Below are 23,786 nucleotides of genomic sequence, written 5' to 3' on the forward strand. Positions count from 1 at the left end.
TAAATACATTATTTACTACAGTATAGCTTACTGTTCACCCGGGTTTTCGATTTGCTCAAGTTCCCTAGATGGCGGAGAAATACCTGTCATTTCACAGGCTAGCTCGCCAGTACGACGTAATGCATAACGGTAGCGCTCATCAAAAGGATAGCAGCAGGATAAACGTAACGCATGATGGTAATGTTCGCTTAAGGAATAGAGCGAACCCGGTGTCACGCAAATACGTTCATTTAATAACTGTTCAAACAGATCAATGGTATTAATCTTACCTGGTAATTCAGCCCAAAATACAAATCCACCCGTTGGACGTGTGGCTTGTGTTCCCTCAGGAAAATAGCGTGAAATCGCACCGTGAAAACGGCCAGGTATCATCCATCCAATACGAAAATCAGGGGCTAGGGTTTTCGTAAAACTAGTGCAATAGATGACCCATCCCTCTTTATCGAAACTTTTTACAGCTGGTGATTCGGGAGTATGGAATTGCAGCTCGCTATAAATACCATCCTCAATAATCGGCAGTTGATACTGGGCAGCCAATTGTGCGAGCCTTTTTTTATCCGCAACAGAAGCCGTAAACCCTAATGGATTATGCACAGTTGGTATCGTGATTAATGCAGAGATTCTCCGCTCCTTCAGCATTAATTCAAGGACGTCCATTTTGATCCCTTTACGGGGATCGGTGGGGATCTCTACCGCTTTTAAACCCAGTTCAGCGAGGAGAGGAAATAAGAAAAAGTAGGTAGGACTTTCTATACCGATACAGTCGCCAGGAGAGGTAATGACTCGTAACGCTAACTGAATGGCTTCTGAACAACCGTGGGTAATAATAATCTCTTCCGCGGCCAGTGATAACCCTGCATAAAGTGCACGCTTAGCAATTTGCTCACGCAAAGGTTCGCCGTTATTAGGTAAGGCATAGGTTGAAATGATTTTAGGTGTTCTACGTAACAGTGATGCTGAAATCTTTGCTAATTTTGATGTGGGGAAAAAATCTTCATGCTGTGGACAGGCGAGTGAAATATTGGTGTAAGTCGGATTACGTTGTGCGGAAAATGCGGCTTCGATCAGGGCCATTTTTTCACGCCCTAATTCGCGAGGTTTCAATTGTCTAGGCGCTGAGGTATTCACTTCAGCCAATACACTGCGAACATAAAATCCAGATTGCGGCCTTGCTTCCACTAATCCGCGATTTTCTAAACGCTGCCACGCTGATAGTACGGTATTGACGCTAACGTGATGCGTTTCTGCAACGCGTCTAATCGAAGGAAGCCTTTGGCCAGCCTTGATTTTCCCTTGATGAATGAGGACTGCAAACTCGTCAGCCAATTGTTGATAACGGTGTGCTAAGTCAGACATGCGTACACCTTATTCTCAATATGATAGGTACAATTTACTATAAATAGAATTGTACTCATTACAATAAGTATTTTTTGTCACTGTTACCCTTTATCTCGCTGCTGTACCATAGCCCTCTACTCTTTTGCAGGACACTTATTATGCTTGATCCCTCTTACATCAGTTACGTTGTCGTTATGTCGGTAACACCCGGTCCAAACAATGTTATGTTAGCGACATCCGGAGTGAACTATGGATTAAAAAGAACCTTGCCTATGGTTTTAGGGATTATTGCTGGCTGTCTAGTCCAACTCTTATTTTCTATTTTAGCGTTTGAACAGCTATTGCATTGGATGGCAATGATACGCATCCCTTTGACGCTAGCAGGTAGTGGATATCTTACTTGGTTAGCATGGAAAATTTTCCGTTCTGCCGCTCCGCAATTAACACAAGCCTCTACACCGATGAGTTTTATGGGGGCGGTGTTCTTTCAAGCCGTAAACCCTAAAGCTTGGCTAATGTGTTTAAATGTCGCGTTAGTCTACGCTGCCGATGTTCCCATTAGTTGGATGTTACTGAGTTACGGCATGATGACGCTGCCTTGTGTCATTGTTTGGGCGATGTTAGGTGATAAAATGAGTGGGCTACTGCAAGATGCTAATAAACGTACGGTATTTAACGGCGTTATGTCACTAACGCTATTAGTTACCGCAGGTTGGATGTTGATCGAAGTCATTATGGCCTAACTATTGTGGCCTACGTAGTAGGCCACAATCGGTTTAAGAAGGGATTGTTTCAGCCTTCGCGAAGGACAATGACGTTAAACCTTCCATCGACTGCCCAATATCCGTGGACGGATAGTCAAGCGCTAATACCTGACTAGTGTGTTTAAGCACTTGTTCGGCAGCTTGTTCGTTATCATTAAGCGAGGTCTGCCAGTAGGGGATCAACTGCTTGATCTTTTGTTGCCAGCTTTCTGAAGCCATTTTATCTTTGAAAACTCTATTCATTACTTCAAGCATAGCTTGTGCAGCGGTTGAGGCACCAGGAGAGGCACCTAATAACGCTGAAATGGTCCCGTCTTGGGAAGTAATAATCTCCGTACCGAGCTTCAACGTGCCGCCTTTCTGGCTATCATTTTCAATAACTTGTACTCGTTGACCCGCCACCACTAAGCGCCAATCTTCAGCTTTCGCATCGGGTACGTATTCCCGTAATGCCGCAAGGCGGTCTTTATCGCTCAGTAAAACTTGGCCAATCAAATATTTCACTAAACCAAAATTACGCGCACCGACTTGCATCATGGGTAGGAGGTTATTCGGCGTCATTGAGCCAAACATGTCGAACAGTGATCCTTGTTTAAGAAATTTTGTAGAAAATGTCGCAAAAGGACCGAAAAGTAGCACTTGTTTACCATCAAGTACTCGTGTATCAACATGTGGAACGGACATTGGTGGCGCGCCCACACTGGCTTTACCGTAAACTTTTGCAAGATGTTGGTGGACAAGTTCTTCTTTCTCAGTCACTAGGAATGAGCCGCCAACAGGGAACCCCGCAAATTTTTTCGCTTCCTCAATACCCGTCTTTTGAAGTAGCGGCAGTGCTCCGCCGCCCGCTCCGATAAAAATATGTTTAGCAGTAAGAGTGCGGGAAGAATTGTTCTTCAGATTATGCAGGGTAACTTGCCATAAACCATTACTTAAACGGGATATCGTCCTAACTTCTTGTTGCAGGGACAACTGGAAATTCTCGTGCTTACTTAAGCTATTAATGAGCTGGTTAGTTAGCTCACCGAAGTTAACATCGGTACCAAAAGGTGAATGAGTCGCTGCAACTTTTTCTCCCGCCCGACGTCCTTTCATAATGAGAGGTGCCCACTGGCGGATAGTTTCTGCATCGTCAGAAAAAGCCATTCCTTTGAATAAACAACTTTGATGTAAACTTTCCGCACGTTTACGTAGGAAGTTCACATTATCATCACCCCAAACAAAGCTCATATGCGGCGTGGTATTAATAAAGCTACGTGGTTCACCCAATCTGCCTTGTTCGACGAGCGATGCCCAGAATTGGCGGGAAACCATAAAGGCTTCATTGATCGAAATCGCCTTAGAAATATCAATGGATCCATCCGCACGCTGTGGGGTGTAATTTAACTCTGCCAGAGCTGAATGGCCTGTTCCCGCATTATTCCAACCGTTAGATGATTCTTCAGCAACACCAGACAGGCGTTCGACCATCTCGATACGCGTTGTTGGCTCAACTTCTTGTAAAAGCGTACCAAGCGTCGCACTCATAATTCCTGCACCAATCAGGAGCATATCAAGTACTGAAGACTCGGGCAGATTAGCAGTCATGGTGTCGTTGGCAAGATGTAAAGGTGATGTAGACATGAGGCAATATCCTCTTCTGTAAGGCACTTATTTTGCTTACAGCGTAGTGACGGTAAATGAAGCACTCAGTAAGATGGCAATAAATATAACATTTCCCTATTTATTTTAAACATCGGATTTAAAGTATTTTCTTGGAAAAAACCTAGATATAGTGATCAATAATCTTCATGATATGGATTTTTTATGTTTATATTCAGTGCGTTATTTTTTATTCACTATAAAGTCAGTGTACTCAGCTAAACAGAGATAAGAATACAGATAATGGAAATATTAAATCATAACTTCATGATAAATATGATTATTACTAAATTTATGCCATTGCCGATAGGAATGATAAAAAATAGTTAAAAAAATGTTAATTATAGTATTAAGATCTCGATGTAGGTTGAATAAAGCGCCGCCAGACGAAGCGTATCAGCATGTATTCCAAGATACCGAGAAGCAGAAACCACAACGTGAAAACAATCGTGTACAGCTGATTGATATCCATCAAATGAAATGAAGTCATTATCCTACGTGCTACGCGAATTCCAAATGTTGGAGCTGGGAGAAGCAGCGCAGAGAGAAAGCCTAACAGTAAAATACCGGCAGGAATAAAAAGTGTTTCAAGAGGATTTTTCATAAGGCGCTCGCATTTTCTTCAACTAAACGTCGTTTAACCGATCCTACACAAGCCATAATTTTACCAAGAATATCCTTGGCTTGCGCTTCTTTATGTAGTCGGGTAAGAATTATAGCCTTTGCTATACTTAAATGCATGATTTTATTGCTTTTTTATTTCCAGTGTTACATGGTAGACTCCACGCATTGCAAATTCCTCAATGGAATTATTACTGATACTTTGTACTATTTTTCCGACTACTATGAATATACTCACTACCCTTATCCTTGCTTTAGGCATGTCGATGGATGCTTTTGCGGCAGCACTGGGCAAAGGCGCAGTGCTTAAACAAGTGACCTTGAAAGAGGCGCTGCGTACTGGATTAATCTTTGGTGTTATTGAAACGCTGACTCCCCTGATTGGCTGGGGGTTAGGTATTGCCGCAAGTAAGTATGTAATGGCATGGGATCATTGGATTGCTTTTGTGCTATTGACGGTATTAGGTGGTCGGATGATCGTTGGAGGATTGCGTCATTGTAACGATGACGACGTTCCGCCTGAGCGTCACGGTTTTATGGTTCTAGCATTGACGGCTGTCGCGACAAGTTTGGATGCGCTAGCCGTCGGCGTTGGATTAGCTTTCCTACAGGTGAATATTGTACTAACAGCCGTGACTATTGGTGTCAGCACTACTATCATGGCTACCACAGGAATGTTGATTGGCCGTTTTATCGGACCCGTTTTGGGTAAGTGGGCCGAAATACTAGGGGGTGTTGTGCTGGTGGGTATTGGAACGTCGATATTGATCGAACACCTCGGCTTACTCAACTAATTAATATCGCGACCTTCCTTAAAAAGGGCTCTGTATGAATCGATACACCATGATCATTGCAGGTATCGCAATGCTGTTATCGTTACCCGCACTGGCGACTCATCAAAAACAGCGTTTAGAAGGTGTGGAAGGGCAGTTAGTTCAACTGGTGGTAGCGAGTCACCCGACGACAGGTTACCAATGGATGATAAAGCAGCTTCCAAAGCAGTTAATTTTTATATCGGCGGATCACCAGCATCCAGAAAATTGCCCTAAAGGGGCCGTCGGTTGCCCTACCCAACAAACCTTTACTTTTATCGCTCAGCAAAAGGGTTTAGCAGAATTACAGCTTATCTATGGGCGTTCTTTTGACAAAGCGTCTTGGAAAGTCGAGACGGTCGCGGTAACGATCAAGTAAAAAGTAATGACATATAATATTTACGCCATTACTACCCCGATTAAGGGGAAAGATAAGCTTGATTACACGGCATTAACGTTTCTATCGACTCCCCTCATTACTTCTTAATCGGCATGAAAATCGCTCCTTGGGGCGGCAGTTCAGGCTGTTTTACAGTAAACTTATTCCCTCATACACTGCGTAGAGTCTATAGAGTTATGATTTCTGAGCGTTTTGAACGATTGATTGATATTTTCCGCGAGGCGCCAAGCGGTGAGCCTCCGAAAACCATTGGTGCTTTTTATCTTTATTACCTACGCCAAGTATGGCCTTGTTTTGCTGCCTTACTAGTTGTCGGGTTTCTCGGGGCACTTATTGAAGTTGCATTATTTAGCTATTTGAGCACTATCATTGATTTAGTGAATCATAGCCAACCTGCCACTATTTTTCGTGAACATTGGCAAATTTTGCTGTGGATGGGCGCAGTGGCTTTGGTGATTCGCCCTATCATGATCTGGTTACATGATTTACTTATTCACCAAACCATTAACCCACGGATGACGAGTATGATCCGTTGGCAAAATCATCGTTATGTATTGAAGCAAAGCCTTTCTTTTTTTCAAGGTGATTTTGCTGGACGAATTGCCCAGCGAATTATGCAAACGGGTAACTCAGTAAGGGATTCTGCGGTTCAACTCGTTGATGCTATTTGGCACGTATTAATTTATGCGGTGACCTCACTGGTGCTGTTCGCTGAAACGGATTGGAAATTAATGATCCCCCTTATTATCTGGATGGTCATCTATATCGCGGCATTAAGCTATTTTGTACCGAAAGTGAAGCAGCGTTCTGTCGTATCCTCGGAAGCGCGTTCTAAATTAATGGGCTTTATTGTTGATGGTTATACGAACATTGCCACCTTAAAACTCTTCGCTCACAGTGCACTTGAAGAGCAAAACGCGCGTGAAACGCTACAAGATCAGACAGAAAAGACGCAGCTGGCAGGAAGAATGATTACGGCAATGGATGTCACCCTCTCAACAATGAACGGTGCTTTAATTGTCACGACCACTGGGCTTGCATTATGGCTATGGAGTGAATCGCTGATCTCAGTTGGGGCGATTGCCCTTGCAACAGGCTTGGTGATTCGCTTGGTTAATATGTCAGGTTGGATCATGTGGGTGGTCAACGGTATTTTCGATAATATTGGAACTGTGCAAGATGGAATGAAGACTGTTTCACAGTCACTCAGCGTACAAGATCCCCCTAATGCACAACAATTGACCGTGACGCAAGGCCAAATCATTTTTGACCACGTACGTTTTGGCTATTCTGCAGAGAGGATTATTATTGATGATCTTACTCTAACCATCCAACCGGGTGAGAAGATTGGACTTATCGGGTCATCGGGTGCCGGTAAATCGACGTTGGTGAATCTGTTACTCCGTATGTATGACGTTAACCACGGAGTGATTAGCATCGATTCGCAAAACATAGCGAATGTGACGCAAGATAGTTTACGTAGCCAAATTGGTATGATTACGCAAGATACCTCCTTACTGCACCGGTCTATTCGCGATAATCTCTTATATGGTCGTCCTGATGCAACGGATGAAGCGCTATCGGCCGCCATCATTGGTGCACGAGCGGATGAATTTATCCCGCAGTTAACCGATAACGAAGGGCGGGTAGGTTTAGAGGCTCAAGTCGGGGAGCGGGGCGTTAAGCTATCAGGTGGGCAACGTCAACGTATCGCTATCGCTCGTGTTCTATTAAAAAATGCACCGATCTTGATTATGGACGAAGCAACTTCAGCACTAGACTCGGAAGTCGAAGCAGCCATTCAAGAAAGCCTTGAATCGTTAATGGATGGCAAAACAGTTATTGCGATAGCACATCGCCTCTCGACAATTGCGCGGATGGATCGGTTGATTGTATTACATCAAGGCCGCATCGCGGAGCAAGGTACACATCAACAACTCTTAGCTCAACAAGGCATTTATGCGCGACTATGGCAGCGACAAACCGGCGGTTTTGTCGGTGTTGATGAGTAATGAGTGAAGAATAGTGGGTCAGTTTAGTCGTTGCCTTTGATATACTGGCCCACACCTTTTTTTCTTGCTCGGATTATTATGGAACGTTTTGTCGAAAATTTAATGTATGCCACCCGCTGGATTTTGGCGCCAGTCTATTTTGGTCTCTCTCTGGGACTGCTGGCATTAACCGTAAAATTTTTCCAAGAAGTGATTCATGTTCTGCCTGAGCTTCTCACCGTCAGTGAAAATGATCTCATCTTATTACTCCTCTCACTGATCGATATGTCACTAGTGGGGGGATTACTCATCATGGTGATGTTGTCAGGGTATGAAAACTTTATTTCCCGTCTTGATATTGATGAGAGCAAAGAAAAGTTAAGCTGGTTAGGAAAAATGGATGCAGGCTCTCTAAAAAATAAAGTGGCTGCTTCCATAGTGGCGATCTCGTCAATACACCTCCTGCGTGTCTTTATGGAAGTCCGTACCATCGATAATACAAAAATTTTATGGTACGTCGTTTTACACGTCACCTTTGTATTTTCTGCATTTGTTATGGGATATTTAGACAAATTGTCGCGTTATGATAAATCTGCACACTAATTATTAACATTTTTGCCTTGTGTCGGTTTATACTCTCGACCCAAGGCTTTTCTTTAGAATAGATAGGGCGCATGCTTGTACACTCAGTAAAAAATCGATTGATCGCAACGCTTGCTCTACTTTCGATGTTACTGTTATTTATCGCGCCCTTAGTCTCTCTTGCACTCTTCCTTTCTCACTCCGATAGAGTTCCTTACACCTCTCAATCCTGCCCCCTATCAATGAACGATGGGGCTATGTCAGAAGAAATGATGCATCACATGACGCCTCAAAAAAAGGGTGAGCACTCTTCTGTTGAGTCAGGATTACTCTGTGGCTATTGTGAATTACTCATTCATTTTCCTTTCTTAGTGAGTCTCGCCGCCGCGATACTTTGGTTTATTACTGCCCTATCACGGGTTACACCACGGATCCCCTATCAAACAATTATCCTGATTCCTTTTTATCCGCCTCAGTTATCAAGAGGCCCGCCGTCTGTCGGTTGTTAACCAATGTGGCACTTTATGTATGAGTGCTTTCACTATTGATTTTAACAAGCGGAATTACTATGACTGACTGCGTAACAACGGCGTCAAAGAGTAATAGCGCATTTATGCTATTGCTGCGTCGTTTACATTTTTATATTGGCTTATGTGTAGGGCCATTTATTTTTATCGCTTCATTTACTGGGATGCTGTATGTCATCACACCGAGTATCGAAGCGTGGTTATACAAACCGACGTTAACGGTTATTCCGATGGGAGATACCCAGCCGCTTTCTCAACAGATTGCTGTGGCTCGGCAGTACCTCCATCAATCAGGTAGTATTGCGGCAGTGCGCCCAGCACCTTCAGCAACATCGACAACACGTATCCAATTTTCTCAACCTGGTCTTGGGCCGTCAGAGACACGTGCTATTTTTGTTGATCCTTATAGACTGATTGTCACCGGTGATTACACCGTATACGGTACCTCAGGCATACTGCCGTTCCGTACAGGGTTGGATCATTTACATCAAAGTTTATTGTTGGGAAATGTCGGCAGAGCATACAGTGAACTTGCTGCATCATGGATGTGGATTGCCGCATTAGGCGGCATAATTCTATGGTTAGTCTCTCGGCAACGACTTAGGCATACGTCCACTGCTACATTTAGCCAACGCTGGCATCGCCGTTTAGGTGTAGTCCTACTACTGGGTATGTTGTTTCTTTCCGCCACAGGGATCACTTGGTCGCAGTGGGCAGGGGAGAATGTGAATCGTCTACGACATAGCTTCGGTTGGTTAACTCCGCAGGTGACAACCGTCCTCGATGGGCAAGATAAAGGAAAGGTGATGACTCCTCATGCGGAGCATCAAACGATGGATATGGCGAGTATGCCTGGTATGGATATGAGCGGCCCATCGATAGTGAATTCACCGAGCTATCATGTTGCCGATAACGATTGGGATAGTGTGTTATCGCATGCACGTAATGCCGGTATTGACGCGGCTAAAATTGAAATTCGTTCGCCTAAAGACAGTCACCATACCTGGACGGTTACTGAGATTGATCACCGTTGGCCGGTTCACGTTGATGCAGTCGCCCTAAATCCACAAACCCTCGCAGTTATTGACCGCGTCGAGTTCCGCGACTATCCACTTCTGGCAAAATTAACGCGTTGGGGAGTGGATGCACATATGGGCGTCTTATTCGGTTGGGTAAATCAGGTCGTACTCGCGCTCTTCGCATTGGGACTCTGTGTGATGATCGTTATGGGGTATCGCCAGTGGTGGATACGCCGACCTGTCCCGGCCCAACATTCACCTACCAATACGTTAAGTGAGGCGTGGAAAAATTGTCCGGGAATGCTGCGCGGCATCATTACGATAATAGCGATATTATTGGGTTATGCATTACCTGTTCTTGGCGTGAGTCTACTTCTCTTTATACTCGTTGATCTATTTCGCTGGAAGAGGGCGATAACCATGCAAAATAAACCTGTAGGTGAGTGTTCACTTATTACGAGTGAGCAGTATAAGCAGCGTAAAAAGAAACATAATTTTATTCGTGGCGTGGTCGTTATTTGGTTAATCACTTGTGCTGTTATGAGTAGGGCGATTATCGGTGGCGTCATTGATGAGTACCATCTCTCCTTTGCTCAGTGGTCGGGGGGAATGTATGTCATGCAAGGAATGATGATTATTATCTATACCAGTGTTTTTACGGGTCTGATGTCGATTCCGCTCTGGTATTTTTTCTTAGGGGAGAGTGATCCGCAAGGGGAATAATTGCGGGCGCGCTTATAATATATCTAAAAAGAAACCACCCGCAGGTGGTTTCTTATTTTTGCCTAGAGAAAGGCTTAGCGCATAGTCACAAATTCTTCAGCAGATGTTGGATGGATGGCAACGGTATTATCAAAATCTCGTTTTGTTGCCCCCATTTTCAAGGCGACGGCAAATCCTTGTAGCATTTCATCCATACCGTAACCAATACCATGAATACCAACGATTTTCTCATCAGGGCCTACGCAGACAAGTTTCATCCGACAAGGTTGACGGTATTGAGTCACTGCGGTATACATCGCGGTAAATGAAGAGGAATAAATTTTTACCTGCTCGTCACCAAATTTTTCTCGTGCTTCAGGTTCGCTGAGTCCTACCGTACCAATTGGCGGGTGACTAAAGACCACAGTCGCGATATTTGAAAAATCCATGTGTTCATCCGGCTTATTATTGAATAGACGCTCGGATAAACGTCGACCTGCTGCGACAGCGACAGGCGTCAATTCCACCGCACCCGTATTATCACCTACCGCATAAATTCCAGGTACCGACGTATTTTGATACTTATCGACGTTGATATAACCTTTATCATTCAACTCCACACCGGTCACTGCAAGGTTGATATTCTCGGTTGCAGGAGCTCGACCGATTGCCCAAATTAGGCAGTCAGTGTTATGCGAAGTGCCGTTAGTGAAATAAATCGTTAGGCTATTATCACTATTTTTTTCAATACGTTCCGCTTCACACTGTTTATGCAGTTTAGGGCCCTCTTTTTCCATTACCTCAACGAGCGTATCAGAGAGTAGAGGATCAAAACCGCGAAGTGGTTTGTCTTTACGTAAAAATAAATCTGTTTCTGCACCGAGTGAGTTAAGCACTCCAGCGACTTCTACCGCGATATAGCCAGCGCCAATCACTGCAATACGTGCAGGTAGATTATCTAATTCAAAAAATCCATCAGAATCAATACCATACTCAGCGCCTGGGATTGAAGGGAGAACTGGATGGCCACCCGTTGCGATTAAAATATGATCTGCAGTATACGTTTCGCCGTTAACTTCAACCGTATGGGCATCAACGAATTTTGCAAAACCTTTGATGACATCGACATTATTCTTACCTAATACATTGTCGTAAGAATTATGGATACGATCGATGTAGGCTGAGCGGTTTTTGATTAATGTCTTCCAATCAAACTTATTAACGGTAGTATCAAAACCGTAATCAGGACCGTACATATGGATTGCTTCAGCGATCTGCGCGGCATGCCACATGACTTTTTTAGGGACACAGCCTACGTTGACACATGTGCCTCCTAGCGCTTTTGCTTCTACTAAGGCACATTTTTTGCCATGCATCGCTGCACGATTAATTGACGCGATACCACCGCTCCCGCCACCGATAGCCAGGTAATCATAATGTTTAGTCATCGTTCCTTCCATTTCAATTGAGGTCGATAAAATTAATTAGTTTCTATGCACAGTGTAACCTGCGTCGGAAAAACTATGCAAAGTTTACTTCTATAGCTGTGATAGGCTTATTTCACGATGGGAAAACTAACCGGAACTACGATGTACTTAACTTTTCTTGGTACCTGTGCTGGCACACCGAGTTTACAGCGTAATGTCACCAGTATAGCACTGACCTTCTCTACGAAAGGGGAAACCTGGCTATTTGATTGTGGCGAAGCGACACAGCATCAGTTTATGCGAACGCCATTAAAGCCCGGACGATTAGAAAAAATATTCATTACTCATTTGCATGGTGACCATATTTTCGGGCTTCCAGGAATGTTAACCAGTCGCTCAATGAGCAGTATAGTGACGCCTCTTACCCTTTATGGCCCAAAAGGTTTGAAGACTTTTATTGAAACAGCCTTAAGCATCAGTGGTTCATGGGTTGATTTTCCATTAGACATTATTGAGGTTGAGCCGGGGGTTATCTATGAGGATGAACAGTATCGGGTGATTGCACAATCCTTAAATCATGTGATTCCTTGTTACGGTTATCGGGTTGAGCAGCATGATTTACCTGGAAAATTAGATGAGCAATTCTTAAAAGCAGATAACATCCCGGCGGGGGCCTGGTTACAACAGCTAAAAAAAGGAAAAAACGTACAGCTTCCTGATGGACGAGAGCTGGTGGCTCAGCGCTATCTCGGCCCAAGTCAAAAAGGGAAAGTCGTGACTATTCTTGGCGATACCGCGCCTTGCGATAATGCCATTCTACTGGCAAAGGGGGCTGACATTCTTGTTCATGAAGCGACATTAGAAGCGGCGATGGCAGAAAAGGCGAATGGACGAGGGCACTCGACCACAGCGCAAGCGGCGTTAATTGCCCAACAGGCTGAAGTCAGTCAATTAATCGCGACGCACTTCAGTTCTCGTTATCGGCAACATGATATGCCGCGTCTATTAGCAGAGTGTCGTGGGATTTTCACTAACACGATTTTTGCGAGCGATTTTATGGTGATTGACGTTTAGAGGTTCACTGGAAAATCCTGGTCAGTGCGAAGTCAGATCCGCGTTAGCGTTCTACTTTTCTATTTGTTTGAAATGAGAGCTATACAGATGATAGCTCTCAATATCGATTATTCAGGCACAATCCACTCGACTAAGGTATGGCCAATACCTTGAGGAACTAGTTGCTGATGTAACCAAGGTAACACGGACTTCATTTGCTGTTCTAACTTCCATGGTGGATTGATGACAATCATCCCTGATGCTGTCATTCCACGCTGATCGCTATCAGGTTTTACGGCCAATTCGATTTGTAGAATACGGCGGATACCGGTGTCTTTCAGTTCAGCAATCATGCGCTTGATTTGCTGGCGTAAGACTACCGGGTACCAGAGCGCATATACTCCGGTTGAGAATCGTTTATAGCCTTCGGCGATACCTTGTACTACTGCCTGATAGTCGCTTTTGATCTCATAAGGGGGATCAATAAGTACTAGTCCACGTCGAGATTGCGGCGGAAGTTTAGCTTTGAGCTGTTGGTAACCATCACTGCGTGAAACGACTGCACGCAGATCCTTTTGGAATTCGCTACGTAGCAACGGATAGTCGCTAGGATGGAGCTCGGTCAACTGTAATTGATCATGCTCACGTAATAAATGGCGGGCGATCAGTGGTGATCCTGGATAATATTTAAGTTGCCCGGAGGGATTTAAATCACGAACGGCTTGCAAGTAGGGGGCAAGCTCGACTGGCGTATTACTTTGTTGCCAAATACGTGCGATACCTTCCATATACTCGCCTGTCCGTTCTGCTTGCTCGCTATTGAGCAGGTAACGGCCTGCACCGGCGTGGGTATCCAAATAAAGAAAAGGTTTATCCTTCTCTTTTAACGCCGAGATAATAAGGCTTTGCACGGTGTGCTTTAAAACATCGGCGTGGTTACCCGCGTGGAAGCTGTGGCGATAGCTCAGCATGTGATTTCCTTTATTCCAGAACACTTATAAAAACGGTACAGCAAATGCTGTCTATGAGCTGCCAGTATATCAAATTGCCCTGCGGGGCAGTAGCGTTACCCAAGAGAAGCAGAGACTAAGATTGATATTTTTACTTTCATCCCCATATCTTGAAAATACGATCAGCGTTCAACTCAAACTTCTATAGGATGGTGCTATGACAAATCCACTACTCACCCCTTTCAGCTTGCCACCTTTCTCTGCGATAAAACCGGAGCATGTCGTGCCAGCTGTTACAGCGGCTTTAGATGAGTGCCGTGCAACGGTTGAACGAGTGGTTGCGCAGTCTGGCCCCTACACGTGGGAAAATCTTTGCCAGCCGTTAGCCGAAGCTGATGATCGCTTAGGACGTATTTTTTCTCCGGTGAGTCATCTTAACTCAGTCAAAAATAGTCCTGAGTTACGTGAAGCCTACGAAGGGGTATTGCCTCTATTATCCGAGTACGGTACTTGGGTGGGTCAACACGCAGGCTTGTACCAAGCATATCGTAGCCTAAAAGAGGGTACGGAGTATTCCGCCTTATCGATGGCTGAGCAAAAAGCAGTGGATAACGCGCTGCGTGACTTTGAGCTTTCAGGCATTGGTCTACCGAGCGAGAAACAAAAACGTTACGGTGAAATTTCTGCTCGTCTTTCTGAGATTGGCGCGGCTTACAGCAACAATGTGCTGGATGCAACAATGGGCTGGAGTAAGCTCATTACTGACGAAAAAGAATTAGCGGGTATGCCGGAAAGCGCCCTTGCTGCGGCAAAAGCTCAAGCGGAAGCAAAGCAGCAGGAAGGATGGTTACTCACACTGGATATCCCAAGTTATCTACCGGTAATGACTTACTGTGATAACCAAACTTTACGCGAAGAGATGTACCGTGCCTACAGCACAAGAGCTTCGGATCAAGGCCCAAATGCGGGTAAGTGGGATAACGGACCACTCATTGAAGAAGAACTGGCATTACGCCATGAAATCGCACAACTCTTGGGCTTTGGTTCTTTTGCTGAGAAGTCTCTGGCAACAAAAATGGCAGAGTCAACCGACCAAGTACTCGGTTTCTTGAACGATCTTGCAGCACGGGCCCAGCCCCAAGGTGAACGTGAGCTTGCCCAATTACGTGAATTTGCTCAACAGCATTATGGCGTAAGCGACCTACACCCTTGGGATATTACTTGGTATGCAGAAAAACAAAAACAGCATCTCTATACCATTAGTGATGAGCAGTTACGTCCTTACTTTCCAGAACAACGTGCGCTGAGCGGCTTATTTGAAGTTATTCACCGTGTTTATGGATTGCGCGCCGCAGAGCGTCATGATGTCGATGTTTGGCATCCTGAGGTACGCTTCTTTGATTTATTTGACGGTAACGATCAATTAGTCGGTAGTTTTTACCTTGACCTCTACGCACGGGAACATAAACGTGGTGGTGCGTGGATGGATGACTGTGTGGGACGGATGAAAAAAGCGGACGGTACATTACAAAAACCGGTCGCGTATCTCACTTGTAACTTTAATCGCCCAGTGGGAGATAAACCTGCACTCTTTACCCACGACGAAGTGGTTACCCTATTCCATGAGTTTGGGCATGGCCTTCACCATATGCTAACCCAAATCGATACCGCAGGCGTTTCTGGTATCAATGGTGTTCCTTGGGATGCGGTCGAGTTACCGAGTCAATTTATGGAAAACTGGTGCTGGGAACCTGAGGCATTAGCCTTTATCTCAGGTCATTACGAAACAGGTGAGCCACTTCCTCAATCCTTATTGGAAAAAATGTTGGCGGCGAAAAATTATAATGCTGCCATGTTTATCTTACGCCAACTTGAGTTTGGGCTTTTTGACTTCCGCTTACACGCTGAATACCAGCCAGAGAAAGGGGCAAGAGTGCTGGAAATTCTGCAAGATGTGAAGCAGAAGGTTGCGGTTATGCCTTCACCGGAATGGGGTCGCTTTCCACATGCCTTTAGCCATATCTTTGCGGGTGGCTATGCCGCAGGCTATTACAGTTATCTCTGGGCAGATGTCCTAGCCGCAGATGCATGGTCACGATTTGAAGATGAAGGTATCTTTAACCGTGAAACAGGTCAGTCATTCTTAGATAACGTCTTAAGCCGTGGGGGCTCAGAAGCGCCGATGGATCTGTTTAAGCGTTTTCGTGGACGCGAGCCACAGATCGACGCAATGTTAAAACAATATGGGATCGAAGGCTAAGTAAGTGAATATTTGCTTAGTTGATGAATCGGGCACCCAAGCGGGTGCCCTAAATGATATCGCCGAACGTTGGGAGATCCGCCACGACGATAATGCATTAATGGCGTTAGTGCTAACCGCTGAGCGATTGGAACTCCGTAAACGAGATGAACCCAAGTTGGGGGGTATCTACGTCGATTTTGTGGCTGGAACGATGGCACATCGTCGTAAATTTGGAGGCGGTCGTGGTGAAGCCGTCGCTAAGGCTGTTGGCATAAAGGGAAGTTACTTTCCCGATGTGGTGGATGCAACGGCAGGTTTAGGACGAGATGCTTTTGTGCTGGCCTCGCTCGGATGCCGGGTACGGATGATTGAAAGGCACCCTGTGGTTGCAGCTTTGCTAGAAGATGGTCTGCGTCGTGGCTACCTCGATCCGGAAATCGGCGAGTGGTTACAACAACGACTAACGTTAATTTATGGTACGAGTGTGCAGCAACTCACTACCTTAACGCCTCGCCCTGATGTCGTGTATCTTGACCCGATGTATCCGCACCGTCAAAAAAGTGCATTAGTTAAAAAAGAAATGCGAATTTTTCAGTCACTAGTCGGTGCTGATGAAGACGCTGACGCATTGCTGACACCGGCACGTTGCTTAGCGAAACGTCGCATTGTCGTTAAACGTCCCGACTATGCGCCAGCTTTGAATGGTGTTGAAACTAGCTCTGCGGTGGTTACCAAAAGCCACCGCTTCGATATTTATCCATCGTTAAAGCCAGAAATAGCGTAAAAAAACTCCCGATCAGCAGTCATAGGGTCGGGAGGACTCAATTACTCTTCTTCACGGATAGGTACGATTAGCATATCGATATGAACATTATTGATGAGTTGTCGTGCAGAAGACATCAATTTACTCCAGAAATCTTGATGATGGCCGCAGATGACTAAATCAATTTCGTATTTATGGATTGCATCGATCAGTACCTGAGCCAACTCGCCAGTACCACTCAATATTTCGCTTAGAGGATAACCGGCCTGATTAGCTAATGTCGTTAAGGCTTGTGAGGTTTCTTGAGAGATACGCTTTTGCATATCACCTAAATTCACATCAATTAATCCGGTATAAAGGTCAGAATAGTTAACATCAACATGAATAATCGATACTTTTGCATTGTAAGGTTTTGCCAGAGAAACCGCTTTCTGGACTAACTCTTCACTTTCTGGTGCGAGATCGACGGCCACCAAAATATGATTATAAGACATGGTAAACTCCTTATGGGCGCAATAGTCACGACATTGTGGTTAGCGATTACTGATGTTGCTATGAAGTCCCAATCATAGCGTTAAGCACAAAGACTGTCATGGTGAAATAGGGTAATTAGCTTAACAGAATTATAGCTTGAGTTAGCGAGAGAGGCAGTAAATGAGTAGGAAAAGTCAGACACAGATCAATGACCTGTGTCTGGATCTGGTTAAATTATCTTTAATGCAATCCAGTAAAGGGTCGCAGAAAGCAGGATTGAAATCGGTAAAGTAAGAACCCAAGCCAAGGCGATACTACGGATCGTTTTCGCTTGCACCCCTCCGCCATCAACAATCATCGTCCCGGCAACTGAAGATGAAAGAATGTGAGTGGTTGATACCGGCATACCGGTATAACTTGCTAACCCTATCGAGACGGCCGCTGTGATCTGTGCACACATACCTTGTGCATAAGTCATCCCATTCTTACCAATTTTTTCGCCAATAGTCGTTGCTACACGGCGCCAGCCGACCATGGTACCTAACGATAACGCTAAAGCAACGGCAAAAATGATCCAAACTGGGGCATATTCAATTGTCCCGTTAAGGTCACTCTTCAGATTTGCTAAGAAACGTTTGTCTTCGGTTGTGGTAGAGGGGAGTTTCGCAATCTTATCGGTTGTATCTGACATACAGAGCAGTAAACGGCGAACTTGAGAACGGTTTTCAACACTTAACTGATCATAGCTTGAAAGGTTCTTCAGCAAACTTTGGGCGTTATGAACAGTTGTTAACCCACTTTCACTATTACAGTGGAAAGGCTCGTTAGGATTGATTGGCGTGTTTGCTGAGGCTGGTAAAGCAGTTAGCGAAGTGACCGGAATATTATGCTGTTGATAATACTGTTCAAGATGATTTACGGCGTCACGTGTACGTGTAATATCGTAACCTGAAGCATTCATATTCACCACAAATCCGGCTGGTGCAACGCCAATTAAAACCAGCATGACCAAACCGATACCTTTTTGACCATCATTGGCACCGTGTGAATAGCTCACACCTATTGCTGAAACGATAAGCGCAGTACGTGTCCAAAAAGGAGGTTTCTTTTTACCGTCCTGTTTTTCACGATCAGCTGGCGTCATGTGGTTACGTCGACGTTTTTTGGTCCCACTCCAATACTTGCGGAGTAAGAAGATCAATAAACCGGCGATCACCATACCGACAATTGGAGACAGTATCAGCGATAAAAAGATATTAATAACTTTTGGAAGATTTAACGCCTGAACTAACGAACCTCCCGTCACCAGCGCGTTTGTTACGGCAATACCGATGATCGCACCAATAAGCGTATGCGAACTTGATGCCGGTAAGCCAAAATACCACGTTCCTAGATTCCAAATAATTGCAGCCAGCAATATTGAGAAAATCATTGCTAGCCCGTGAGAAGAGCCAACATTAAGCAGTAGATCGGTGGGAAGAATATGCACTATCGCATAAGCGACACTTAAGCCACCGAATAATACGCCAAGGAAATTAAATAAGCCTGCCATCATTACTGCGAGCTGTGCACGCATGGCACGGGTATAAATAACGGTAGCAACCGCGTTCGCTGTATCATGGAAGCCATTAATCGCTTCGTAGAAAAGAACAAATAAAAGTGCCAGAACTAAGAATAGGCTGGTACTCAAATCAAGACCGGTAAACAGATGGAACATAATGTTACGCCATTTTATGGGACATGCCTTAGCGATTATCGGCGAGTTAGGTGCTTGCAGGAAAGTAAAATATCCAATTTTTTTCTTATTACTGGCCAGCTAAAGTAAAATTAACGGTAATTTTTCTATAAAAAATAGTAAGTTATTTAATAATCAATCAACTTTTTTTTTTGCTCACTAGCCACCGAGGTTAAGGGTCACTACAATCTGGCCTTTTAGAGGGGGTTGTGTGGAAAATTTTGATGTCGTAGTAATTGGCGCTGGGGCTGCGGGGTTATTCTGTGCCGCCCAAGCTGGGCAGCGAGGACTGAATGTCTTAGTGGTTGATAACGGAAAAAAAGTTGGGCGCAAAATATTGATGTCCGGAGGAGGGCGTTGCAACTTTACTAATCTGTACATTGAGCCTTCTGCCTACCTTTCGCACAATCCTCATTTTTGTAAGTCAGCACTTGCTCGCTATACACAGTGGGACTTTATTGATCTGGTAAATAAATACAACATTAATTGGCATGAAAAAACCTTAGGTCAGCTATTTTGTGATGAATCTGCCCAGCAAATTGTTGATCTTTTAACGGCTGAATGTGAACAGGGTAATGTCACGATTCGTTTACGTAGTGAAGTCCTTAGTATTCAGCGACAGGATTCCGATGAATACCATCTCACCTTAAATGGTATGCAAGTCTGTACCCGTAATGTCGTTATCGCATCGGGAGGCTTATCGATGCCGGGTCTAGGGGCAACCCCATTTGGATACAAAGTCGCAGAGCAATTTGGGTTATCCGTTCGCCCGGTGAGTGCGGCATTAGTTCCTCTTACCCTTCACAAGCCTTTACTTGATAATCTTCAGCAACTCTCAGGGATAGCGGTTCCCGTTACGGTTGATGCTGCTCAGGGAACTCGCTTTAAAGAGTCGCTGCTTTTCACCCACCGTGGACTTTCAGGTCCTGCAATATTACAAATTTCCAGTTATTGGCGTCCCGGTGAAGCCGTGACGGTAAATTTATTACCCGATATGGATATTAATGGTTTTATTGAGGCACAGCGGAACGAGCATCCAAACTTATCACTAAAAAATAGCTTGGCACGGGTATTACCAAAACGACTGGTTGATCAGCTCGCTGAATTATCTTTTGTTCCTGATGTGACACTCAAACAGCTCAATTCACGGCAGCAGCAGCAGCTGGTGAATCAATTAACGGCTTGGCAGATCCACCCCAATGGAACGGAAGGGTACCGAACTGCTGAGGTTACGCTGGGGGGCGTTGATACCCAACATCTCTCCTCTCAGACATTTGAAGTGCGGGATGTTCCCGGCTTGTATTTTATTGGTGAAGTTGTCGATGTTACAGGTTGGTTAGGCGGTTATAATTTCCAATGGGCTTGGAGTTCAGCCTGGGCCTGTGCTCAAGCGATAGCAAAAAAATAAATTCAAAATTATTTGTTTACCACTTTTATCGATTGGTCTAACAACATTAATCCGTTTTTAGGTTGGGATATAGCCTTTTATAGTTCCTCTTAACAGGAGGACACTATGCCACTCACGATACGAAAAATACCGAGGCCTTTTAAACACTTGGCCTCACTCACCGAGTTAGTCCGTTTTTTTACACCTAATTGGTTTGCCGTGACGATGGGAACCGGTGTGTTGGCATTGGTGCTAGCACAGGCTGTCGCCGCGAGTAGCCCGTTGTTCGTGCTAGCACGCACTCTATGGTTGATAAACGGGAGTCTGTTTGTATTGTTTTCACTGCTGTATGGTGCCCGTTGGTTATTCTATCCACAGGAAGCCTGTAAAATTTTCCAGCACCCGCAAATGTCGATGTTTCTAGGGACTATCCCGATGGGGCTCGCGACCGTCATTAACGGTTTTATCAATTTTGGTGTACCTATGATGGGTGATGAAGCGATAGTCATTGCACACTCACTCTGGATGCTGGATGCCATACTCGCGATACTGTGCGGGGCAGGACTGCCCTTATTTATGTTCACTCGACAATCACATAATTTGTCGTCAATGACGGGACTTTGGTTACTCCCTATTGTGACAGCAGAAGTAGCCGCTGCCAGTGGTTGGATTATTGCTCCGCATCTTTCTGACATTGTTCAACAACGAGATATGGTTATTTTCAATATGTTGCTATGGGCTTTTTCTGTTCCTATTGCCTTATCGATATTAGTCATTTTACTGTTGCGGATGGCCTTACATAAATTACCGCCGATTGCTCTGTCAGCGACGACATGGTTGGCATTGGGGCCGATAGGTACCGGTGCTTTGGGAATGTTTTTACTCAGTCAGCAGAGCGAGTTACTCAGCCGCGATCCTACATTAGCGGGATATAGCCATGTTATCGCGGGGATCGGGTGGATGATGGGGATTTTACTATGGGGGGTTGGTGCTTGGTGGTTTCTCATCGCACTCGGGGTGACCTTTTACTATGTTAAGCGTGGGATCCCTTTTAACTTGGGCTGGTGGGGCTACATTTTTCCACTTGGTGTATTTACCCTTGCAACATTTAAACTCGCACAACTGACGGCTATTACTTTTTTTTCATCTTTATCCGTAGGGTTCCTTCTGCTTTTAGCGAGTTTATGGATTATTGTGATGGCAAAAACGTTGCGAGGAGCATGGAGTGGACAACTCTTTTTCTCGCCCTGTCTTCAAGATAGCAAACACACTACCGTGGATCTTAAAGAGAATCTTTAACTGTGACGAGGCGCGATGCTTATTCGCCTCGTAGCTACCATTGATAACACATATCAAAAGAGCGGTTATGCTTGCCAGCATTTTTGCTCTCTCCACAAGGTGAGTGATGATGAACTAACCTTAATTGATGTAGAGCATGATAGAGAGGTTACCGATGGTACAGAAAGCGAGTATTCACATTGCGGGCAGCGACCTTCCAGCCATAGGAATGGGGAGCTGGCGCTTAGGCCAAGGTCGTTACGAACAGCAACAGGAAATTATCGCGCTACATCGTCGGCTTGAGTTAGGGATGCGTGTCATTGATACCGCTGAAATGTATGGTGAGGGTCAATCTGAACGACTCATTGGTAAAGCGATTGCCGATCGCCGAGACCGAACTTACCTCGTGTCAAAAATATATCCTTGGAACGCCACCGAGAAGAAGCTAGAAAGAAGTCTGGATGCATCGCTAGCACGGTTACGTACTGATTATCTTGATCTGTACCTTTTACACTGGCAGTCAGGTAATGACTTACAGGAAGTCGTCAGTCTTATGGAGTCGATGAAACATAAAGGGAAAATCGGCGCATGGGGCGTTTCTAATTTCGATCTGGCTGCCATGCAGCAACTTATTAAGGTAGAGGGCGGTGAGCAGTGTGCGGTCAATCAAGTTTTTTATAATCTTGGTGGCAGAGGCATTGAATTTGATCTCGCCCCTTGGTGTCATGCGGAACAGATTGCCATGATGGCATATTGTCCATTAGGCGGAGCTGACTCTCATCTGCTCGACCAAGAAGACGTTAAGATGCTGGCCAATCGCTATGGGGTTACACCAGCGGCGATATTACTGGCTTGGAGTATCCGTTCCCACCAAGTGTTAGCAATACCTGAATCGGGAAATATTAAACATATTGAAGCGAATGCTAAGGCTTTGAACCTTGAAATCAGTGAACAAGATTGGGCTTTATTAACCCGTAATTATCCGGTGCCGCAGACCGCAGAACCTTTAGAAATTCGATAAATTGATTGAATAGAGTGGAGGATTTTATCGAAAGCGGGATGAAAAGATTAGCTGAGCGATCGCCAGACTGATAGAATCTGCCGCTTATGGCGTCAGCATCGCAATGCTCATCCACTCTGTGAGATCGCTTGAAGGGATATGACGATTTTCTAATAGACATCAACGAAAGCCGAATTTTATGCAGGTATGTAGCTTTATTATTAATAGTAGTGGCCATGAAACGTTTGGTCTGGTCTGTGAACATGGCGTCATCGATGCAGGAAAACTGCTTGAGTATCGCGATCTAAAACACCTGTTGGAAAGCGATGGTTTGTCAGCATTACAATCATTGTCTACGGATGTCGCTGATTATGCGTTCCATGAGATCAATTTCCTACCGGTGATTAAGACTCCGAATAAAATTTTGTGTGTAGGGATGAATTATTCAGAAAAACGGATCGAGTTTGGGGAAACGAATCCTGCCCCTACACTATTCATTCGTTTTGCCGATAGTTTGACTGCTCATTTACAACCGATTCAAAAGCCCGTCAGCAGTGAGCAGTTTGACTACGAAGGCGAGCTTGCGGTCGTGATCGGTAAACCTGCTCATCAAGTGGCAGAGCAAGAAGCATTAGATTACGTGGCGGGCTATAGTTGCTTTATGGATGCCACTGTACGGGATATGCAGTTTACGTGGTTCACCGCGGGAAAAAACTGGCCAGCAACCGGTGGATTCGGGCCTTGGATGACGACCTGTGATGAAATTCCAGATCCACAACAACTTGAGCTAAAAACGTTTTTAAACGGTGTGCAAGTACAAAAAGATTCGACGCAGAATATGGTGCACAGTGTGGCGGCTATTATTGCTTACGTCACCCACTTTACCCCATTATCACCCGGTGATGTGATCATCACCGGATCACCGGGCGGTGTAGGGAAATCCCGTACCCCTCAACTCTTCATGTTCCCCGGTGATGATGTTGCGGTGGAAATCAGTCATATTGGCCGCTTATCACACATTATTCGTTAAAAAGAACCGATAGCAGGGAGAACATGCTATCGGTTGAATGTGATAGGCCT

General features: G+C 44.9%; 22 protein-coding genes. 14 read left to right on the forward strand and 8 right to left on the reverse strand.

The annotated features are described in order from the left end of the window. Positions 1–27: 27 nt before the first annotated feature. A complete protein-coding gene (locus HGT73_RS08725; protein ID WP_214213755.1) occupies positions 28–1,356 on the reverse strand; it encodes an aminotransferase-like domain-containing protein in 1,329 nt (442 codons plus the stop codon). Positions 1,357–1,496: 140 nt separating this feature from the next. Between HGT73_RS08725 and HGT73_RS08730 the strand changes: the two genes are divergently transcribed. Next, positions 1,497–2,081: a LysE family translocator gene (locus HGT73_RS08730; RefSeq protein ID WP_214213757.1), complete on the forward strand. Its 585-nt coding sequence runs from the start codon at positions 1,497–1,499 to the stop codon at positions 2,079–2,081. 33 nt (positions 2,082–2,114) lie between these two features. Here the strand turns inward: HGT73_RS08730 and mqo are convergent, their stop codons facing one another. From mqo to HGT73_RS08745, 3 genes are all read right to left on the reverse strand, one after another. Further along, positions 2,115–3,725: a malate dehydrogenase (quinone) gene (mqo, locus tag HGT73_RS08735; protein WP_214213759.1), complete on the reverse strand. Its 1,611-nt coding sequence runs from the start codon at positions 3,723–3,725 to the stop codon at positions 2,115–2,117. A 367-nt stretch (positions 3,726–4,092) separates the two neighbouring features. After that, complete coding sequence (locus tag HGT73_RS08740) at positions 4,093–4,347, reverse strand: DUF1158 domain-containing protein (protein ID WP_214213761.1); 255 nt, start codon at positions 4,345–4,347, stop codon at positions 4,093–4,095. Continuing rightward, entirely contained in the window at positions 4,344–4,484 is a 141-nt protein-coding gene (locus HGT73_RS08745) for a hypothetical protein (RefSeq protein ID WP_214213763.1), read from the reverse strand. Before HGT73_RS08745 ends, HGT73_RS08740 begins: the two co-directional genes overlap by 4 nt. Before the next feature lie 104 nt (positions 4,485–4,588). On the opposite strand from HGT73_RS08745, the gene mntP reads away from it, so the two are divergent. The 6 genes from mntP (at position 4,589) to HGT73_RS08775 (ending at position 10,418) form a co-directional block, all read left to right on the forward strand. Beyond that, a complete protein-coding gene (gene mntP, locus HGT73_RS08750) occupies positions 4,589–5,158 on the forward strand; it encodes a manganese efflux pump MntP (RefSeq protein ID WP_214213765.1) in 570 nt (189 codons plus the stop codon). Positions 5,159–5,192: 34 nt separating this feature from the next. After that, entirely contained in the window at positions 5,193–5,555 is a 363-nt protein-coding gene (locus HGT73_RS08755; protein ID WP_214213767.1) for a protease inhibitor I42 family protein, read from the forward strand. 197 nt (positions 5,556–5,752) lie between these two features. Next, positions 5,753–7,588 carry an ABC transporter ATP-binding protein gene (locus HGT73_RS08760; RefSeq protein WP_214213769.1) on the forward strand — a complete coding sequence of 612 codons (1,836 nt, stop codon included), beginning with the start codon at positions 5,753–5,755 and terminating at the stop codon, positions 7,586–7,588. Between the two features lie 78 nt (positions 7,589–7,666). Continuing rightward, on the forward strand, positions 7,667–8,170 hold the full coding sequence (locus tag HGT73_RS08765) for a TIGR00645 family protein (protein ID WP_214213772.1): 504 nt from the start codon (positions 7,667–7,669) through the stop codon (positions 8,168–8,170). A gap of 71 nt (positions 8,171–8,241) precedes the next feature. Then, positions 8,242–8,658, forward strand: a complete 417-nt coding sequence (locus HGT73_RS08770) for a DUF2946 domain-containing protein (RefSeq protein ID WP_214213774.1) — start codon at positions 8,242–8,244, stop codon at positions 8,656–8,658. 59 nt (positions 8,659–8,717) lie between these two features. Beyond that, positions 8,718–10,418 (forward strand): DUF2534 family protein, encoded by a 1,701-nt coding sequence (locus tag HGT73_RS08775; RefSeq protein ID WP_214213776.1) that lies wholly within the window; start codon positions 8,718–8,720, stop codon positions 10,416–10,418. A 74-nt stretch (positions 10,419–10,492) separates the two neighbouring features. Here the strand turns inward: HGT73_RS08775 and gorA are convergent, their stop codons facing one another. After that, positions 10,493–11,845, reverse strand: coding sequence for a glutathione-disulfide reductase (gene gorA, locus HGT73_RS08780; protein ID WP_214213778.1), 1,353 nt, complete (start codon positions 11,843–11,845; stop codon positions 10,493–10,495). Between the two features lie 141 nt (positions 11,846–11,986). Between gorA and rnz the strand changes: the two genes are divergently transcribed. Beyond that, positions 11,987–12,898, forward strand: coding sequence for a ribonuclease Z (rnz, locus tag HGT73_RS08785; protein ID WP_214213780.1), 912 nt, complete (start codon positions 11,987–11,989; stop codon positions 12,896–12,898). Between the two features lie 107 nt (positions 12,899–13,005). On the opposite strand, the gene HGT73_RS08790 is transcribed toward rnz, so the two are convergent. After that, complete coding sequence (locus HGT73_RS08790; protein WP_214213783.1) at positions 13,006–13,848, reverse strand: 23S rRNA (adenine(2030)-N(6))-methyltransferase RlmJ; 843 nt, start codon at positions 13,846–13,848, stop codon at positions 13,006–13,008. Between the two features lie 196 nt (positions 13,849–14,044). On the opposite strand from HGT73_RS08790, the gene prlC reads away from it, so the two are divergent. Then, positions 14,045–16,087, forward strand: a complete 2,043-nt coding sequence (gene prlC, locus HGT73_RS08795; RefSeq protein ID WP_214213785.1) for an oligopeptidase A — start codon at positions 14,045–14,047, stop codon at positions 16,085–16,087. A 4-nt stretch (positions 16,088–16,091) separates the two neighbouring features. Further along, positions 16,092–16,853 (forward strand): 16S rRNA (guanine(1516)-N(2))-methyltransferase RsmJ, encoded by a 762-nt coding sequence (rsmJ, locus tag HGT73_RS08800; RefSeq protein ID WP_214213792.1) that lies wholly within the window; start codon positions 16,092–16,094, stop codon positions 16,851–16,853. A gap of 41 nt (positions 16,854–16,894) precedes the next feature. Here rsmJ and uspA read toward each other — a convergent pair whose 3' ends face one another. Further along, positions 16,895–17,326: a universal stress protein UspA gene (uspA, locus tag HGT73_RS08805; RefSeq protein WP_214213794.1), complete on the reverse strand. Its 432-nt coding sequence runs from the start codon at positions 17,324–17,326 to the stop codon at positions 16,895–16,897. Positions 17,327–17,535: 209 nt separating this feature from the next. Further along, complete coding sequence (gene pitA / locus HGT73_RS08810; protein WP_214213796.1) at positions 17,536–19,023, reverse strand: inorganic phosphate transporter PitA; 1,488 nt, start codon at positions 19,021–19,023, stop codon at positions 17,536–17,538. A gap of 229 nt (positions 19,024–19,252) precedes the next feature. On the opposite strand from pitA, the gene HGT73_RS08815 reads away from it, so the two are divergent. From HGT73_RS08815 to HGT73_RS08830, 4 genes are all read left to right on the forward strand, one after another. Next, positions 19,253–20,449, forward strand: a complete 1,197-nt coding sequence (locus HGT73_RS08815; protein ID WP_214213798.1) for a BaiN/RdsA family NAD(P)/FAD-dependent oxidoreductase — start codon at positions 19,253–19,255, stop codon at positions 20,447–20,449. Positions 20,450–20,554: 105 nt separating this feature from the next. After that, a complete protein-coding gene (locus HGT73_RS08820; protein ID WP_214213800.1) occupies positions 20,555–21,727 on the forward strand; it encodes a TDT family transporter in 1,173 nt (390 codons plus the stop codon). Between the two features lie 136 nt (positions 21,728–21,863). Beyond that, entirely contained in the window at positions 21,864–22,727 is an 864-nt protein-coding gene (locus HGT73_RS08825) for an aldo/keto reductase (RefSeq protein ID WP_244968505.1), read from the forward strand. 178 nt (positions 22,728–22,905) lie between these two features. Beyond that, the gene (locus HGT73_RS08830; protein ID WP_214213802.1) at positions 22,906–23,736 is read left to right on the forward strand and encodes a fumarylacetoacetate hydrolase family protein; all 831 of its coding nucleotides are present in this window, start codon (positions 22,906–22,908) and stop codon (positions 23,734–23,736) included. The last annotated feature ends 50 nt before the right edge of the window (positions 23,737–23,786 follow it).

This window comes from Rosenbergiella australiborealis (assembly GCF_018494035.1).
GTDB lineage: Bacteria > Pseudomonadota > Gammaproteobacteria > Enterobacterales > Enterobacteriaceae > Rosenbergiella > Rosenbergiella australiborealis.